Annotated in this window: 9 protein-coding genes, 1 tRNA gene and 4 pseudogenes; 8 read left to right on the top strand and 6 right to left on the bottom strand. The window is 70.6% G+C overall.

The annotated features are described in order from the left end of the window. Window positions 1–115: 115 nt before the first annotated feature. A complete protein-coding gene (locus J1792_RS28370) occupies window positions 116–1921 on the bottom strand; it encodes a glycoside hydrolase family 35 protein (RefSeq protein ID WP_307843121.1) in 1806 nt (601 codons plus the stop codon). A gap of 111 nt (window positions 1922–2032) precedes the next feature. Between J1792_RS28370 and J1792_RS28365 the strand changes: the two are divergent. The 3 genes and pseudogenes from J1792_RS28365 (at window position 2033) to pepN (ending at window position 5899) form a co-directional block, all read left to right on the top strand. Beyond that, window positions 2033–2921 (top strand): annotated as a pseudogene (locus J1792_RS28365) (helix-turn-helix domain-containing protein). 15 nt (window positions 2922–2936) lie between these two features. Then, window positions 2937–3266: a chorismate mutase gene (locus J1792_RS28360; RefSeq protein WP_207248684.1), complete on the top strand. Its 330-nt coding sequence runs from the start codon at window positions 2937–2939 to the stop codon at window positions 3264–3266. 111 nt (window positions 3267–3377) lie between these two features. Beyond that, window positions 3378–5899, top strand: a pseudogene (gene pepN / locus J1792_RS28355) (aminopeptidase N). A 130-nt stretch (window positions 5900–6029) separates the two neighbouring features. Here the strand turns inward: pepN and J1792_RS28350 are convergent. Then, a complete protein-coding gene (locus J1792_RS28350) occupies window positions 6030–6572 on the bottom strand; it encodes a F0F1 ATP synthase subunit B (RefSeq protein ID WP_372446195.1) in 543 nt (180 codons plus the stop codon). Window positions 6573–6921: 349 nt separating this feature from the next. Between J1792_RS28350 and J1792_RS28345 the strand changes: the two are divergent. Both J1792_RS28345 and J1792_RS28340 read left to right on the top strand, forming a co-directional pair. Then, window positions 6922–8349: pseudogene (locus J1792_RS28345) on the top strand (pyridoxal phosphate-dependent decarboxylase family protein). Beyond that, window positions 8346–9776, top strand: coding sequence for a lysine N(6)-hydroxylase/L-ornithine N(5)-oxygenase family protein (locus J1792_RS28340; RefSeq protein ID WP_207248505.1), 1431 nt, complete (start codon window positions 8346–8348; stop codon window positions 9774–9776). Before J1792_RS28345 ends, J1792_RS28340 begins: the two are co-directional and overlap by 4 nt. On the opposite strand, the gene J1792_RS28335 is transcribed toward J1792_RS28340, so the two are convergent. Then, window positions 9732–11528 carry a bifunctional metallophosphatase/5'-nucleotidase gene (locus tag J1792_RS28335; RefSeq protein WP_207248504.1) on the bottom strand — a complete coding sequence of 599 codons (1797 nt, stop codon included), beginning with the start codon at window positions 11526–11528 and terminating at the stop codon, window positions 9732–9734. The two genes, J1792_RS28340 and J1792_RS28335, sit on opposite strands and share 45 nt — an antisense overlap. Before the next feature lie 119 nt (window positions 11529–11647). Between J1792_RS28335 and J1792_RS28330 the strand changes: the two are divergent. Then, window positions 11648–12383 (top strand): annotated as a pseudogene (locus J1792_RS28330) (SIMPL domain-containing protein). A gap of 156 nt (window positions 12384–12539) precedes the next feature. Beyond that, window positions 12540–13976: a pyruvate kinase gene (gene pyk, locus J1792_RS28325; protein WP_207248503.1), complete on the top strand. Its 1437-nt coding sequence runs from the start codon at window positions 12540–12542 to the stop codon at window positions 13974–13976. A 6-nt stretch (window positions 13977–13982) separates the two neighbouring features. On the opposite strand, the gene J1792_RS28320 is transcribed toward pyk, so the two are convergent. After that, window positions 13983–14771: a helix-turn-helix domain-containing protein gene (locus tag J1792_RS28320; RefSeq protein ID WP_207248502.1), complete on the bottom strand. Its 789-nt coding sequence runs from the start codon at window positions 14769–14771 to the stop codon at window positions 13983–13985. A gap of 88 nt (window positions 14772–14859) precedes the next feature. Continuing rightward, window positions 14860–14943 (bottom strand) — tRNA-Leu (locus J1792_RS28315). Between the two features lie 89 nt (window positions 14944–15032). Between J1792_RS28315 and J1792_RS28310 the strand changes: the two genes are divergently transcribed. Next, window positions 15033–15683, top strand: a complete 651-nt coding sequence (locus J1792_RS28310) for an ANTAR domain-containing response regulator (protein WP_086575044.1) — start codon at window positions 15033–15035, stop codon at window positions 15681–15683. Window positions 15684–15749: 66 nt separating this feature from the next. Here J1792_RS28310 and J1792_RS28305 read toward each other — a convergent pair. Next, window positions 15750–16158, bottom strand: a 409-nt coding sequence (locus J1792_RS28305; protein WP_207248501.1) for an ABC transporter ATP-binding protein, incomplete at its 5' end; no start/stop codon positions are given.

The following is a 16158-nucleotide window of genomic DNA, read 5'->3' as shown; positions in this document are numbered from 1 at the left end:
CACGGGGTTCCGTCCCGTTGGTCACCGTCATCGGCCGGTGACCAGCGGGACGGGAGTACCACCCGGACCGAGGGCCCACCGGCCCACGCCCCGGCCCACGTCCCAAGGCTCGCGCTCATACGGCGGGGCTCAGCCGGAGCACCGGCTCGCCCGCCCCCTCGCACTCCAGCACCAGCAGCTCGTTGTCCCCCTCCCGCAACACCGGCCCCGGCACGTACAGCGCCCGCTGCGGCCCCCGGCCCCAGTAGCGGCCCAGGCAGAAGCGGTTGACCCATACGAAGCCCCGCACCCAGCCCGGCAGCTCCAGCACGGCGTCACCCGCACCGGCCACCGCGCACGAGGCCCGGTACAGGCCCGGGTCCCCGCCCGCCGCCCCGGCCGGCCGCCACCCCACCGCCTCCATCGCCCCCGGCTCCTCCAGGGCGTCCAGGCGCAGCCCGCGCGCCGCCACCTCGTGCACGTACTGCCGCTCGTGCAGCAGCCCGCCCGTGACGCCCTTGGGCTCGCCCAGGCGCGGCCCGTAGTTGACCCGGCCGAGCGACTCCACCCACAGCTCCACCTCGGCCGGCCCCGCCACCTCGCCGATCGGCGCCGGGTCGCGCGCGTCGTCGAGCACGGCCACCCGCACCCCGTCCACGGACGCCACCGCCACATCCCGCAGCCCCGCCACCCACAGCGGATACGCCCGGCGCGGCCCCGGCACCGTGAAGCGGTAGCGGACCACACCCCGGTCGACGCCGAGGTCCTCGAAGGACGGCGGCACCGGCCCCCGCTCCTCCGGCCCGCCGAGCGCGTCCATCACCTCGCCCAGCGGCGCCCACCCCGCCGGGTGCGCCACGACCGGCGCGCGCAGCACCGGCGGCGTCGGCGGCACGGCGGGCAGCGGCCCCTCCGCGTACCGCGACAGCACCCGCCGGAACGCCCGGAACTTCTCCGTCGGCCGCCCGAACTCGTCGATGGGGGCGTCGTAGTCGTAGGAGGTGACCATCGGCCGCAGCGCGCCCCGGAAGTCGTCACCGGCGCGGTTGGCCCCCGCCCAGCCGCCGAAGTTCGAGCCGCCGTGCGCCATGTAGATGTTCACCGACGCGCCGAGGCCGAGGATCTCCTCGAGCACCCCGGCCGCCTCCCGCGCGTCCCGGGCCGCCTCCTCGCCGCCCCAGTGCGTGAACCAGCCGCACCAGAACTCCGTGCACATCAGCGGCCCGCGCTCCTGGTGGCGCCGCAGCGCCGCGAACGCCTCCCGCGCCCCCGACCCGAAGTTCACCGTGGCGAGCGCCCCCGGCACCGTACCGCCCGACAGCATGTGCTCCTCCGGGCCGTCCGAGGTGATCAGCGGAACGGTCACCCCCAGCGCCCGCAGCCGTTCTACGAGACGCCGCAGATAGACCCGGTCGCTGCCATACGATCCGTACTCGTTCTCCACCTGGACGAGCACCACCGGCCCGCCCCGGTCCACCTGCCGCCCCACCACCTGCTCCGCCACCAGAGCCAGCCACCGCTCCGCGGCCCGCACGAACTCCTCGTCGCGGGTACGCACGCGTGCCCCCAGCCGCCCGGTCAGCCACGCGGGCAGCCCGCCGTTGTCCCACTCCGCGCAGATGTACGGACCCGGGCGCACGATCGCGTACAGGCCCGCCTCCCGCGCCGCGTCCAGGAACCGCCCCAGCTCCCCGACGTCCCGCGCCCGCCCCGGAGACGGCTCGTGCCGGTTCCACGGCACATACGTCTCCACGCAGTTGAGGCCCATCGCCCGCAGCATCCCCAGCCGGTGCCGCCACAGCCCCTCGTGCACCCGGAAGTAGTGCAGCGCCCCGGACAGCAGCCGCACCGGCCGCCCGCCGAGCAGGAAGGCGTCGTCCCCACCACGAATTCCGGCACGTCCCCCGCCTCGTCCCTCGCCGCCCGCGCACCTTGGCCGCACACCATCCTCGCCCTCTGGCGGGGGCGGGGGCCATGGACAAAGATCGGGGGCTGATTGGACGGAAGACGGAAGACGGGGACGACCACCGGAGCGACGGGAGGCATCGGGCGCGTGTACCACTCCTGGATGCGGTACTTCACCCCGGACCGGTCCACCACCGGCTCGGCCTGGTCTGCCTCGGCGTGGGCCTGCAGCACGGCGCCCTGCCCCCGTCGGACCCCGCGTCCTGGACCACCACGTCGCCGTCGTCATCGGCGCCGGCGGCGGCTGGTACCGCACCCCCGACGGCCGCACCCACCCCGTCACCGCACCCGCCCTCATCTGGCTCGTCCCCGGCGTACCCCACCACTACGGCGCCGGGCCCGGCGCCGGCTGGGACGAGAGCTTCGTCGATTTCTCAGGCTCCGCCGTCGCCGCCTACACCGAGCTCGGCTACATCGGATCCGGCCACCCCGTCGTGCCGCTGGCCGACACCACCGCCGCCCGCGCCGCCGTCGGGCGCATCGCCCGCGCCGCCCGGCGCGGCAACCCCCTCCTGGAGGTCGAGACCGCCGCCGCCGTCCACGAACTGCTCGTCGCCCTGCGCCGCGCCCGCACCGACACAGGCGACGCCACCGATCCCGTGCTGCGCGCCCTGGCCCGCGACGCCTTCCTGCCCCTGTCCGTCACCCAGCACGCCGCCCGGCACGGCATGACCCCGGCCGAGCTGCGCTCGGCCGTACGGCGCGGCGCCGGCTGCAGCCCGAAGGACTACCTGCTCGGCATCCGCCTGGGCCGCGCCAAGGAGCTCCTGGCCGCCACCGAGCTGCCCGTCGCCGCCGTCGCCCGGCGCGTCGGCTACGACGACCCCGCCTACTTCAGCCGGCTCTTCACCCGCCGCGTGGGCACCGCACCCGTGCGCTTCCGCCAGTGCTGCGGCAGGGCCGTACCCGGCGGGTGGAGCAACGAGATCCCCGATCCGGAGCACCCTCCGGTCATCGAATCCCGTCCTTCCGCATAGGCTCGGTGGGTGGACATGAACAACAGTGCCAAAGACGAGCCCGTACGCAGCCTCGGCGACGCCTCCGCGAGCGCCGAGCTGGGCCGCCTGCGCGACAGCATCGACAACATCGACGCCGCGGTGATCCACATGCTCGCCGAGCGCTTCAAATGCACCCAGCAGGTCGGTCACCTCAAGGCCGCCCACAAGCTGCCCCCGGCGGACCCGGCCCGCGAGGCCCGCCAGATCGCCCGGCTGCGCGAGCTGGCGGAGAACGCCAAGCTCGACCCGGCGTTCGCGGAGAAGTTCCTGAACTTCATCATCGCCGAGGTCATCCGCCACCACGAGACGATCGCCCGCGCCTGACGGCCGCCCGCGCCTGACGGCCGCCCCGCGGGCGGGCCCCGGACCACCGGGCCCCGCCCGCCCGGGCGAAAATCACCGGCCCCCTCAGGGCGGGTGCGGCAGCATGACCCCATGCCCGTACTGACGCGCGACGAAGCGCAGACCCGAGCCCGCCTCCTCGACCTTCACCGCTACGAGATCGACCTCGACCTCACCCGCGGCGACGAGCACTTCGGCTCCACCACCGTCATCCACTTCACCGCCCGCACGGCGGGCACCACCTTCGTCGAGCTCAAACCCGCCACCCTGCACAGCGCGCACCTCGACGGCACCCCCCTCGACCCCGCCGCGCTCGACGACAACCGCCTCGCGCTCACCCTCGCCGCCGGCGAGCACGAACTGCGCGTCGAAGCCGACATGCGCTACTCGCGCACCGGCGAGGGCATGCACCGCTTCACCGACCCCGCCGACGGCGAGACCTACCTCTACACCCAGACGTTCATCGACGACGTCCAGCGCGTCTTCGCCGCCTTCGACCAGCCCGACCTCAAGGCCCTCTACGACGCCACCGTCACCGCGCCCCCCGAGTGGACCGTCCTCGGCAACGGCGTCGCCACCCGCATAGGACCGCCCGGGCAGGGCCGCTGGCGCCTGGCCACCACCAAGCCGCTCAGCACCTACTTCGTCGCCTTCGCCGCCGGCCCCTGGCACAGCGTGCGCACCGAGCACGCCGGGATCCCCTTCGCCCTGCACTGCCGCCGCTCCCTCGCCCCCCACCTGGACGCCGACGCCGACGAGATCCTCGACATCACCCGGCGCTGCTTCGACCGCTTCCACGAACTCTTCGACGAGCCCTACCCCTTCGACTCCTACGACCAGGCGTTCGTCCCCGAGTTCAACGCCGGCGCCATGGAGAACCCGGGCCTGGTCACCTTCCGCGACGAATTCGTCTTCCGCTCCGCCGTCACCGCCACCGAACGCCAGACCCGCGGCGTGGTCATCGCCCACGAGATGGCCCACATGTGGTTCGGCGACCTCGTCACCCTCCGGTGGTGGGACGACATCTGGCTCAACGAGTCCTTCGCCGAATACATGGGCTACCACGTCCTCGCCGAAGCCACCCGCTTCACCGGCGCCTGGACCGAGTTCGCCGTCTCCCGCAAGAGCTGGGGCTACGACGCCGACCAGCGACCCTCCACCCACCCCGTGGCCCCCACCCCCGAGGACGTCACCGACACCGCCTCCGCCCTGCTCAACTTCGACGGCATCTCCTACGCCAAGGGCGCCTCCGCCCTGCGCCAGCTCGTGACCTGGCTCGGCGAGAAGGACTTCCTCGCCGGCATCAACGACCACTTCGCCCGCCACCGCTTCGGCAACGCCACCCTCGCCGACTTCATCGACTCCCTCGCCCGCCACTCCGACCGCGACGTCCACGCCTGGGCCGCGAGCTGGCTGCGCACCACCGGCGTCGACACCCTCACCCCGCACGTCACCGCCCCCGCCCCCGTCCCCGGCCAGTGGCGGCTGGACCTCCACCACGACGGCACCCGCCCCCACCGCCTCGCCATCGGGCTCTACGACCACGCGCCCGGCGACGGGACCACCCTCGTGGCCCGCGACCGCCTCACCACCGACCTCCCGGCCGGCTGCGGCACCCACCCTCGACCTCACCGGCGACCGCCCCGCGCTGATCCTGGTCAACGACGGCGACACCTCCTACACCAAGGTCCGCCTCGACCCCCACTCCTGGACCACCGCCCTCGGCTCCCTGTCCGCCCTGCCCGACCCGCTCAGCCGGGCCGTGCTGTGGAACGCCGCCCGCGACATGGTCCGCGACGGCGAGCTGCCCCACGGCGCCTACCTCGACGCCGCCCGCGCCCACCTGCCCCACGAGACCGACGTCGCCATCGCCCAAGGCGTCCTGTCCTTCGCCCGCGGCGAGATCGCCGACCGCTACACCGCCCCCGCCGACCGCCCCCACGCCCTGGCCACCCTCACCGCCCTCTGCCACGACCTGCTCGGCCGCCACCCCGGCGCCGACGGCACGGGCCTGCGCCTGACCGCCGTACGCACCCTGATCGACAGCGCCACCACCCCCGGCGACCTCCGGGACTGGCTGACCGCCGGCACCGCCCCCGGCGGCCCGGCCCTCGACCCCGAACTGCGCTGGCGCGTCCTCGCCCGCCTCGCCGTCCTCGGCGCCGTCACCCCCGCCGAGATCGACGCCGAACTGGCCCGCGACCCCAGCGCGACCGGCCAGGAGGGGCGCGGCCCGCTGCCGCGCGGCCCTCCCCGACCCGGCCGCCAAGGCCGCCGCCTGGGAGGCGATGTACGGCGGCGACGAGCTGTCCAACTACCTCTTCACCGCCACCGCCCAGGGCTTCTGGCAGGCGGAGCAGACCGCCCTCGTACGCCCCTACCGCGACCGCTACTTCCCCGCGGCCGTCGCCGTCGCCGCCCGCCGGGGCCCCGCCCTGGCCTCCGCCGCCGGCGGCCCCGGCTTCCCGCGCACCCTGGTGGACGAGGAGACCCTGCGCCAGGGCGAGGCCTGCCTGCGCGAGGGCGACCCCACCCCCGCACTGCGCCGCAGGATCGCCGACCAGCTCGACGACCTGCGCCGCGCCCTGGCCGTGACGGCGGCGCCCACGGCGTAGCGCCCGGAGGCGCCCCCCGAGCCCGGAAGGCCGGGCTCAGGGGGTCCTCCCGCGGGAACGACAAGGCGCCCGCACCCCTCGTGGGGTGCGGGCGCCTGGGCCTTGGCTTCGCCGGTTGTCAGCCGGTGGGTCAGTCGCGCGGAGTGGCCGCGTCGGACGGCTGGGCCGCGCGCAGCTCCTCCAGGAAGCGGTCGACGACGCCGCTCTCGCGGGCGTAGTCGGCCATCGACTCGCCGACGATCCGGCCCGCCAGCTCCGTCGCCAGCGCACCGACCTGCTCGCGCAGCTCGGCCTCGGCGACCGCGCGCTCGGCGTCGATCACCGCGTGACCCGCGGAGATGATGTCCTCGCGCTGACGCTGGCCCTCGGCACGCAGCTCGGCGATGATCGCCGTGCCCTGCTCGAGCGACTCCTGGCGCAGCCGCGCGGCCTCGTGCCGGGCCTCGGCCAGCAGCGCCTGGTACTCGGCGTGCACCCGCTCCGCCTCGACGCGCGTCTCCTCGGCGTCCTCGAAGGCACCGTCGGTGGCCTTCTCACGCTCGACGAGCACCTTGTTGATCCGGGGCAGGATCACCTTCGCCATCACGGCGAAAACGAGGAAGAAGAGCACCAGCCCGAGAACGAGCGGCGCGGGCTCGGGCTTCAGCGGCCCCACGTCGATAGCAAAAGTCATGGCCATGGTGTGCACATTACCTTGAAGCGCCGCCCCGCCGGAGACCCGCACCCCGCCCGGCGACCCAACTCACCCCCGCCACAAGGCCATGCCATGCCGGCCCTCTACAGCCAACGCATGCCGGGCCCGTACCACCATCGGGCGAAACCTCCCCACTCGGGGTCACGCAGCGTATACAGCCGGTAGCTTGAGCCGTCCGCCCCGGCCCGGACCCCTTCACGGGCCGCGCCCCAGGCCAGGAACGGACCGGAAGCAGCACCCGAACCGATCAAGACCGCCCGCAAGACCGCTCGCGACAGATCAACACGACAGATCAACTCGATCAGACCCGATCAAAGAGGCCTTCCTCATGCCCGCGCCGCCCACCGCCCGACACACCCCCGCGACAGCACTCGCCGGCGGCACCCAAGGCACCCGCGCCCTGCGCCCCCTCCTCGACACCACCCCTGCGCGCCCTCGCCCGCGGCGCCACCGCCCGCGGCGGCCCCCTCCCCGCCGGCGGCCCCGAAGCCGTCGCCGCCCGCATACGAGCAGCCGCCACCCCCGCCCTCCCCGAACACGGCACCGGCCCCGACGAAGCCCTCCACACCCTCGTCCAAGCCCTCGCCGAAGGCGCCGCCGACCCTGCCGACCCCCACTGCGCCGCCCACCTCCACGGCCCGCCCCTCGCCCTGGCCGCCGCCGCCGACCTCGCCGCCGGCGCCCTGAACCCTCCCTCGACTCCTGGGACCAGGCCCCTCCGCCACCGCCCTCGAAGCCCTCACCACCCAGGCGCTGGCCGCCCTCGCCTACCCCGACCGCCCCCACCCCGACGCCCTCGTCACCACCGGCGGCACCGAGTCCAACCAGCTCGCCCTCCTCCTCGCCCGCGAAGCCGCCCGCACCACCACCCCCGACCGCCCCCTGCGCATCATCTGCGGCGCCAACGCCCACCACAGCGTCCACCGCTCCGCCTGGCTCCTCGGCCTCCCCACCCCCACACCCTCCCCACCCCCACCGGCACCCTCGACCCCCACGACCTCCACACCGCCCTCACCGGCCCCACCGCCGACCCCGGCGCACCCCACCTCGTCGTCGCCACCGCCGGCACCACCGACACCGGCCGCATCGACCCCATCCCCCCATCGCCGACCTCTGCGACGCCCACGGGGCCCGCCTCCACATCGACGCCGCCTACGGCGGCCCCCTGCTGTTCAGCCACACCCTCAAGACCGCCCTCACCGGCCTCGAACGCGCCCACACCATCACCCTCGACCTGCACAAACTCGGCTGGCAGCCCATCGCCGCGGGCGTCCTCGCCGTCCCCGACCCCGCCGCCCTGCACCCCCTGGCCCACCAGGCCGACTACCTCAACGCCCCCGACGACACCGACGCCGGCCTGCCCGATCTCCTGCACCGCTCACTGCGCACCACCCGCCGACCCGACATCCTCAAGATCGCCGTCACCCTCCGTGCCCTCGGCCGCCGCGGCATCGCCGACCTCGTCGAACGCGTCTGCGCCACCGCCCACCACCTCGCCGACCTCATCGACGCCCACCCCGCACTCGAACTCCACTCCCGCCCCACCATCAGCACCGTGCTCTTCCGCCCCACCGGCGCCGACCACCACACCACCGCCCGCATCAGACGACGCCTCCTGCACACCGGTCACGCCGTCCTCGGCCGCGCCACCACCCCCGAAGGCCTCTGGCTCAAGGCCACCCTCCTCAACCCCCACACCACCCCCGACGACCTCCGACACCTGCTGAAACTCGTGGAAGGCCACACCACCCGATGACCACCCCTCAGCACCCAGCCTCGGCCCCCGACCAACCCCTCGACCTCGTCGGCATCGGCATCGGCCCCTTCAACCTCTCCCTCGCCGCCCTCGCCCACCCCCTCGACGACCTCCGCACCGCCTTCTACGACCAGAGCCCCGCCTTCCGATGGCACCCCGGCCTCCTCATCGACGGCACCACCCTCCAAGTCCCCTACCTCGCCGACCTCGTCACCCTCGCCGACCCCACCAGCCCCTGGACCTTCCTCAACTACCTCAAAACCCAAGAACGCCTCTTCCCCTTCTACTTCTCCGAGCGCCACCACATCCACCGCGCCGAATACGACGCCTACTGCCGCTGGGTCAGCGAAAACCTCACCGGACTCCACTTCAACCACCACATCGACGCCGTCCGCTGGAACCCCGAACGCGTCCTCTTCGAAATCGACTACACCCAACTCGACCCCGAAGGCGAAGCCGACGCCCTCGGCCGCGCCTACACCCGCAACCTCGTCCTCGGCGTCGGCACCGCCCCCTACATCCCCGAACCCCTGCGCCCCCTCGCCGAAGCCCCCGGCGTCCCCGTCATCCACTCCGCCGACTACCTCGACAACCGCGCCAAACTCCTCGACGCCGAACACATCACCGTCATCGGCTCAGGACAATCAGGCGCCGAAGTCTTCCTCGACCTCCTGCGCCACCGCCCCACAGGCCGCGAAAAACTCCACTGGCTCGCCCGCAGCCCCGCCTTCGCCCCCATGGAATACAGCAAGCTCGGCCTCGAACACTTCACCCCCGACTACACCCACTACTTCCGCACCCTCCCCGAACCCGTACGCGACCAGGTCCTGCCCCAGCAATGGCAGCTCCACCAGGGCATCGACGCCAAAACCATCGCCGACATCCACGACGAGCTCTACCGCCGAAGCCTCGACGGCGGCTGGCCCGACACCGTCCTCACCCCAGGAGTCTTCGTCCGCACCGCCGGACGCGTCGGCGCCACCCGCGTCGAACTCCACCTCGAACACACCCAGCAGGGCACCCGCTCCCGCCTCACCACCGACGCCGTCGTCCTCGCCACCGGCTACCGCGAACGCCGCGTCGACACCCTCCTCGCCGCCCTCGACCCCTACATCCGCCGCGACTCCAACGGCCGCCCCCGCATCGACGAACACCACCGGCTCGTCCTCGACCCCTCCGTCAAGGGCGCCGTCCACGTCCAGAACGCCGAAACCCACACCCACGGCGTCGGCACCCCCGACCTCGGCCTCGCCGCCTGGCGCAGCACCGTCATCCTCAACGCCATCACCGGCAAGACCACCTACCCCCAGCCCCAGCGCACCGCCTTCACCACCTTCGGCCTGGAGCCGCGGCCACAACCACGACTCCAGAACCACCACACCTCAGAAAACCGGCACACCATCCCGCGTCAGCTTCCAGTCCACTGACGCGAAGCCGGCCACATCGATCGACCCCTTGGCCTTCACCCAGCCGATGATGGTGTTACGAATCTCCTCCGAATTCGCCCACAACTGCTTGGAACGCGCCACATGCGGGAAGTTCCCGCCACCGCTCGCCCGGTAGTTGTTCACCGCCAGGACGAATTCGGCGGAGTCCTCGAGCGGCTTCCCGTCGAACGAGAGGTTCACGATCCGCGACCCCGGCGCCTTCGCGATGTCGATCTCGTACGAGAGACCGCCCACCACGTCGTAGTTGTAATCCGGAATCGACTCGGCATTCGTCAGCTTCGCCGGATCCACCGGCACGCCGGCCGCCGTCCGTACGTAATACCGCGCCGAGAACTCCAGGTACTCCCGCAGCTGAGCGCCCGTCAACAGCCGCGCCTCCAGCGTGTTCTCGAACGGATACAGCCCCGCCACCTGGCGGATCGACACCTTCCCCGCCGGAACCGCCGCCGTACGCGAGAAACACGACGCCTGCGACAGCACCGGCAGCTTCGCGTACGCCGTACCCGCCAGCGCCGCCTTCACCGTCTCGACCTGCACATGGTTGATGAAATCGATCACCGGCGTGTCCTTGTACGCGGCCTCCGCCGCGCTCATCGCCGCCGTCGACGTACCGATCACCTGGTTGACGTACGCCACCACCTTCCGGTGCTCGTCACCCAGCAGACGCGTGATCCTCCGGTCCTCGGCCGCCGTGTTGGAGTTCAGCACCTTCGCACCCACCGACTCCACCTGCCAGGCACCGTGCTCCCACACCACGGAGAAGTCGAACAACGTCAGCCGCTGCCCCCACTTCAGCGGCTCGGACAGCACCACCTGCTTGCCCGTCTTCTTGTTCGCCACCCGGTACTCGGGAATCTCCGTATGCGCATGCCCCACCAGAATCGCGTCGATCCCCGGCACCTGCTCGGCCACCAGCGCCGCCGCGTTCTCCACATACGGCAGCTGATCGCCGTACGACGACGTCCCGCTCGAACCCGAATGCGCCGACACGATCACCACATCCGCACCCAGCGAACGCAGCTTCGGCACCCACTTCGCCGCCTGCTCCTCAAGCCCCGGGAAAACCATCTTCCCCTGCACATTCGCCTTGTCCCAGATCGCGATCCCCGGATTGGTCAGACCCAGAATCGCCACCCGCACATCACGACCGAACGGCGTACACACCTTCTTGATCACATAAGGCCGGAACGCCGGACGCAACGTCTTCGCATCCAGCGCGTTCGCCCCCAGCAACGGGAAATCGCACTGCTCCTCGAACTTCCGCAGCGTCGGAATACCGTAATTGAACTCGTGATTGCCCAGCGCCGCCGCGTCATAACCGATCGCGTTCATGGCCTGCGCCATCGGATGCACCGGACCGTTCGCACCCGTGATCGGGTCGACCTTCGCGTAGTAGTACGACAGCTGAGTGCCCTGGATCGTGTCACCCGCGTCGATCAACAGCGTGTTCCGGCGACCCTTCTCCGACCGCACCTGGCTCACCAGCGTCGAGATCTTCGCCAGACCCACATCGTTGTGCGCCTTGTCGTCGAACTCGGCATCCGTGAAGTAGTCCCAGTTGAAGACGTTCCCATGCAGGTCCGTCGTCCCCATCACGGTGAACGCGTACCGCTTCTTCCGGCGCCCCACGGACTCCGCCTCGGCCGGCACCGTCCCCACCGCACCCGCAAGGGCCACACCCGCACCCGTCACGGCCGTACGCCCCAGGAAATTCCTACGATTGAGCGGCATATGTTCTGTTCTCCCCATTCATATCCAGAACCAACGCGCGTAGATTCTGGCCCAGCCCCCACCCCCACCGACACCCTCACAAGGTTGCGATCCCGTCACCACCTGGGACGCTGAACCCCATGACCACACCCCAACACCCCACCACCCCACCCGAGAACCCCCACCTCCCCTACGGAACCCCGACACCCCCGCATCGCCGTCCGCGGCGAAGCCCGCCTCGAAGTCGACCCCGAAATCGCCCACCTCGGCATCACCGTCAGCGCCCGCGGCACCGACCGCCGCACCGCCCTCGGCGACCTCACCCGCCGCAACAACCACGTCCTCGACCTCCTCAAGTCCTACGGCGAAGCCGTCGAAAAAATCGAAACCGGCACCTTCACCATCACCCCCCAACTCACCGAAAAAGGCCGCCACGAACGCATACGCGCCTACCACGGCCGCGTCCGCGTCACCGCCACCCTCATCGACTTCACCGCACTCGGCGAACTCGCCACCCGCCTCGCCGAACTCGAACTCACCCGCGTCGACGGCCCCTGGTGGAGCCTCCGCCCCGACTCACCCGCCCACGGCGAAGCCCGCCGCCAAGCCGTCCACGAAGCCGTCCAACGCGCCCGCGAATACGCCGCCGCACTCGGCGCCCAACTCACCGCCGTCGTCGAACTCGCCGACACCGGAGCCGAAAACCCCACCCCCATGGGCCTCCCCGCCCGACCCGCCGGCCGACCCCGCGCCGGCGGATCCGGCTTCGCCGGAGCCGCCCCCGAGCCGGCCCCCGCCCTCGACCTCGAACCCCAGCGACAGACCCTCTACGCCCACGTCAACGCCCGGTTTACGATGACGCGCCCGACCCTGTGAGACACCCCTGAGGCAGCCCTGAGCCACCCCCTGGGGGCGCTCATCGGAGCGCCCCCCTGCACGTTTCACAAGGTGTCAACAAGCTTTCACTAAAAGGTCGTTGGTCAGATGCGGCAGGACAATTCTCTACCCATGAGTAGGTCATAAGGTCGTGCCATGCGCCGAGCGAAAATCGTCTGCACCCTGGGGCCGGCCACCGACTCGTACGAGCAGATCAAGGCCCTCGTCGAAGCCGGAATGGACGTCGCCCGCTTCAACCTCAGCCACGGCACCTACGCCGAACACGAAGCGCGGTACCAACGCGTCCGCAAAGCGGCCGACGAAACAGGCCGCAACATCGGCATCCTCGCCGATCTTCAGGGCCCGAAGATCCGCCTCGGCCGCTTCCGCGAAGGCCCCGTACTCCTTGAACGCGGCGACGAGTTCACCATCACCGTCGAAGAAGGCGTCGAAGGCGACCGCCACCACTGCGGCACCACCTACGAAGGCCTCGCCGGCGACGTCACCCAAGGCGAACGCATCCTCGTCGACGACGGCCGCGTCACCCTCGAAGTCATCGAGGTCCGCGGCCCCCGGGTCAAGACCATCGTCATCGAAGGCGGCATGATCTCCGACCACAAGGGACTCAACCTCCCCGGAGTCGCCGTCTCCGTCCCCGCCCTCTCCGAAAAGGACATCGACGACCTCCGCTGGGCCCTCACCACCGGCGCCGACGTCATCGCCCTCTCCTTCGTCCGCACCGGCCACGACATCCACGACGTCCACCGCGTCATGGACGAGGAAGGCCGCCGCCTCCCCGTCATCGCCAAGATCGAAAAGCCCCAGGCCGTACAGAACCTCGACGACATCATCGCCGCCTTCGACGGCATCATGGTCGCCCGCGGCGACCTCGGCGTCGAAATGCCCCTCGAAAAGGTCCCGATCGTACAGAAGCGAGCGATCAAGCTCGCCAAGCGCAACGCCAAGCCGGTGATCGTCGCCACCCAGATGCTCGACTCCATGATCGACGCCTCCCGCCCCACCCGCGCCGAGGCCTCCGACGTCGCCAACGCCGTCATCGACGGCACCGACGCCGTCATGCTCAGCGGCGAGACCAGCGTCGGCAATTACCCCATCGAGACCGTCAAGACCATGGGCCGCATCGTCGAGGCCGCCGAGGAAGACGTCCTCGCCAAGGGCCTCCCCCCACTCACCGAGCGGAGCAAGCCCCGCACCCAGGGCGGATCCGTGGCCCGCGCCGCAGCCGAGATGGGCGACTTCCTCGGCGCCAAGTTCCTTGTGGCGTTCACTCAATCCGGTGACACAGTACGGAGGCTGTCGCGCTACCGGTCACCCATCCCGCTCCTGGCCTTCACCCCCGAGCCGGCGACCCGGTCACAGCTCAACCTGACCTGGGGCGTGGAGACCTTCCTCGGCCCGATGGTGCAGACGACCGACGAGATGGTCGAGCAGGTCGACGAATACCTGCTGCGGATCGGCCGCTGCCGCAAGGGCGACATGGTCATCATCACGGCCGGCTCCCCGCCGGGCACTCCGGGCACGACGAACCTGGTGCGGGTGCACCACATCGGAGAGGACGACTCGCCGAAGTAGGGGTGATCAGTACTTCGGGCCTATGTGGGTGTCCATGAGGGCGACGGAGGCTTTGCGGGCCACGGAGATGTTGTACGGATCGCTGCCGCGCCGGGTCACCTTCCACTCGACCCCGACCTTGTCGAGGGTGTCGCAGTAGAGCTGTCGGATGTCGTCCGACTTGTTGGTGAAGAAGTAGCGCGGGTACTCGTAGCGCTTACGTTCGCCGCCGACAAGGCGGACGGTCCAGTTGGTGATGCGGCAGCCGTCGGAGTGGACAAGTCCGCGGATGAACTCCCAAGGATGTGCGTCCACGATCTGCTGCTGCCAGGGCTCGAGCTCAATCCGTCTCTCGTGCTTCTTGCCCGGGCCGTGTTGGGGGAACATGCACCACAGGTGTTTCGAGTAGACCTTCACGTTGTGGCAGCCGATCTTGCGGACCCGGCAGACCGAGTTGTCGGGGAAGACCGCTTCCATCGCGGCGTGGCACGCGTCCATGAGTCCGGGCCATACGTCACCACAGGTGATCATCAGGCTGGGCACCCGGTGCTGGGAGTACTGGACGATGTGTCCGTCGCCCAGGTACAGGCCGAGCAGGTAGGAATAGGCGGCCTCGTCGAGCTCCCGACCGGTGCACCGAGGGCACCTCGTCTGGTGGGCGCCTGGGCATTCGCCGCGCTTGGATCTGTCCATGTGGAGCCAGTAGCTGACAGTGCCCGGTGGTACGGCCAGCCGTCGGGAGACTTCGGCGTTGGTAGCACCTGAGGCGATGAGGTCCAGCGCGCGCTGACGCACTTCGGAACCGTGAAACTGCATGGCATCACTGTGCGTGATCGCATGTTCACGATGCGGCGGATTCGTGAAGATTCACGCGATGGAGAAAATCCGCTTTGTGGATGTTCGGTGCCCGGTGTGGGATTCGAACCCACATGCCCAAAGGGCACGAGTGTTTGAGACTCGCGTGTCTGACCAGTTCCACCAACCGGGCGTGCTGCTCGAGACACCATACCGCGTGCGTGTTGTGGGACGGTGCTAGGTACGCTCGTATGGCACCACCTGCCCTGAGCGAGGAGACCCGTGAGCGCCGCCGAGCCCCAGCCGCCTGTCGACGACGAGCCGCAGCACACCCCTCCGAACGTCACGCGCGTCGTGATCGCCGAGGACGAGGCCCTCATCCGGCTCGACCTCAAGGAGATGCTCGAGGAAGAGGGCTACTCCGTCGTGGGCGAGGCGGGCGACGGCGAGACCGCGGTCGCGCTGGCGCGGGAGCACCGTCCCGACCTGGTGATCCTCGACGTGAAGATGCCGGTGCTGGACGGGATCTCCGCGGCCGAGCGGATCGGTGCGGAGTCGATCGCGCCGGTGTTGATGCTGACGGCGTTCTCGCAGCGTGATCTCGTGGAGCGGGCGCGGGACGCGGGGGCCATGGCCTACTTGGTGAAGCCGTTCAGCAAGAGCGATGTCGTTCCGGCCATCGAGATGGCGGTGTCGCGGTTCACGCAGCTGAAGGCGCTGGAGCGGGAGGTCGCGGATCTTTCGCAGCGGCTGGAGACGCGGAAGCTGGTGGACCGGGCGAAGAGCATTCTGCAGACGCAGTACGGGCTGACGGAGCCGGCGGCGTTCCGGTGGATTCAGAAGACGTCGATGGATCGTCGTTTGTCGATGCAGCAGGTGGCGGAGGCGGTCATCGAGGATGCCAAGGAGAAGAAGGCCGCGAAGGATCAGTAGCGATTCTGATTGTTTGGTTGTTCGAGGGGCCCGTGTCCGGTTGGATGCGGGCCCTTTTGCATGCGCTCAGTCTTCGCCGAGGTAGGCCTTGCGGACGGATTCGTCGTGGAGGAGGTCGGTGCCGGTTCCGGAGAGGACGATTTTGCCGGTTTCCATGACGTGGGCGCGGTCGGCGAGGGAGAGGGCGGCTTGGGCGTTCTGTTCGACGAGCAGGATGGTGGTGCCGGTGGTTTTGAGTTCGGCGATGGTGTCGGTGATTTTTCGCATCATGATCGGTGAGAGGCCCATGGAGGGTTCGTCGAGCATGAGGAGTTTGGGGCGGGACATGAGGGCGCGGCCCATGGCGAGCATTTGTTGTTCGCCGCCGGAGAGGGTGCCGGCGGGTTGTTTGGCGCGTTCGCGGAGGACGGGGAAGAGCTCGTAGGCGCGGTGGATGTCGTGGGTGATGCCGGTGGTGTCCTTGCGGAGGTAGGCG

The sequence above is a fragment of the Streptomyces triculaminicus genome (assembly GCF_017349075.1).
Taxonomy (GTDB): Bacteria; Actinomycetota; Actinomycetes; order Streptomycetales; family Streptomycetaceae; genus Streptomyces; species Streptomyces triculaminicus.
This window is presented reverse-complemented; position numbering and strand designations above follow the sequence as displayed.

Excerpts from the sequence above, each read along its gene's own strand:
- J1792_RS28320 (WP_207248502.1), bottom strand. The coding sequence starts at position 14,771 with ATGCAGTTTCACGGTTCCGAAGTGCGTCAGCGCGCGCTGGACCTCATC.
- J1792_RS28335 (WP_207248504.1), bottom strand. The coding sequence starts at position 11,528 with ATGCCGCTCAATCGTAGGAATTTCCTGGGGCGTACGGCCGTGACGGGT.
- J1792_RS28340 (WP_207248505.1), top strand. The coding sequence starts at position 8,346 with ATGACCACCCCTCAGCACCCAGCCTCGGCCCCCGACCAACCCCTCGAC.
- pyk (WP_207248503.1), top strand. The coding sequence starts at position 12,540 with ATGCGCCGAGCGAAAATCGTCTGCACCCTGGGGCCGGCCACCGACTCG.
- J1792_RS28360 (WP_207248684.1), top strand. The coding sequence starts at position 2,937 with ATGAACAACAGTGCCAAAGACGAGCCCGTACGCAGCCTCGGCGACGCC.
- J1792_RS28350 (WP_372446195.1), bottom strand. The coding sequence starts at position 6,572 with ATGACTTTTGCTATCGACGTGGGGCCGCTGAAGCCCGAGCCCGCGCCG.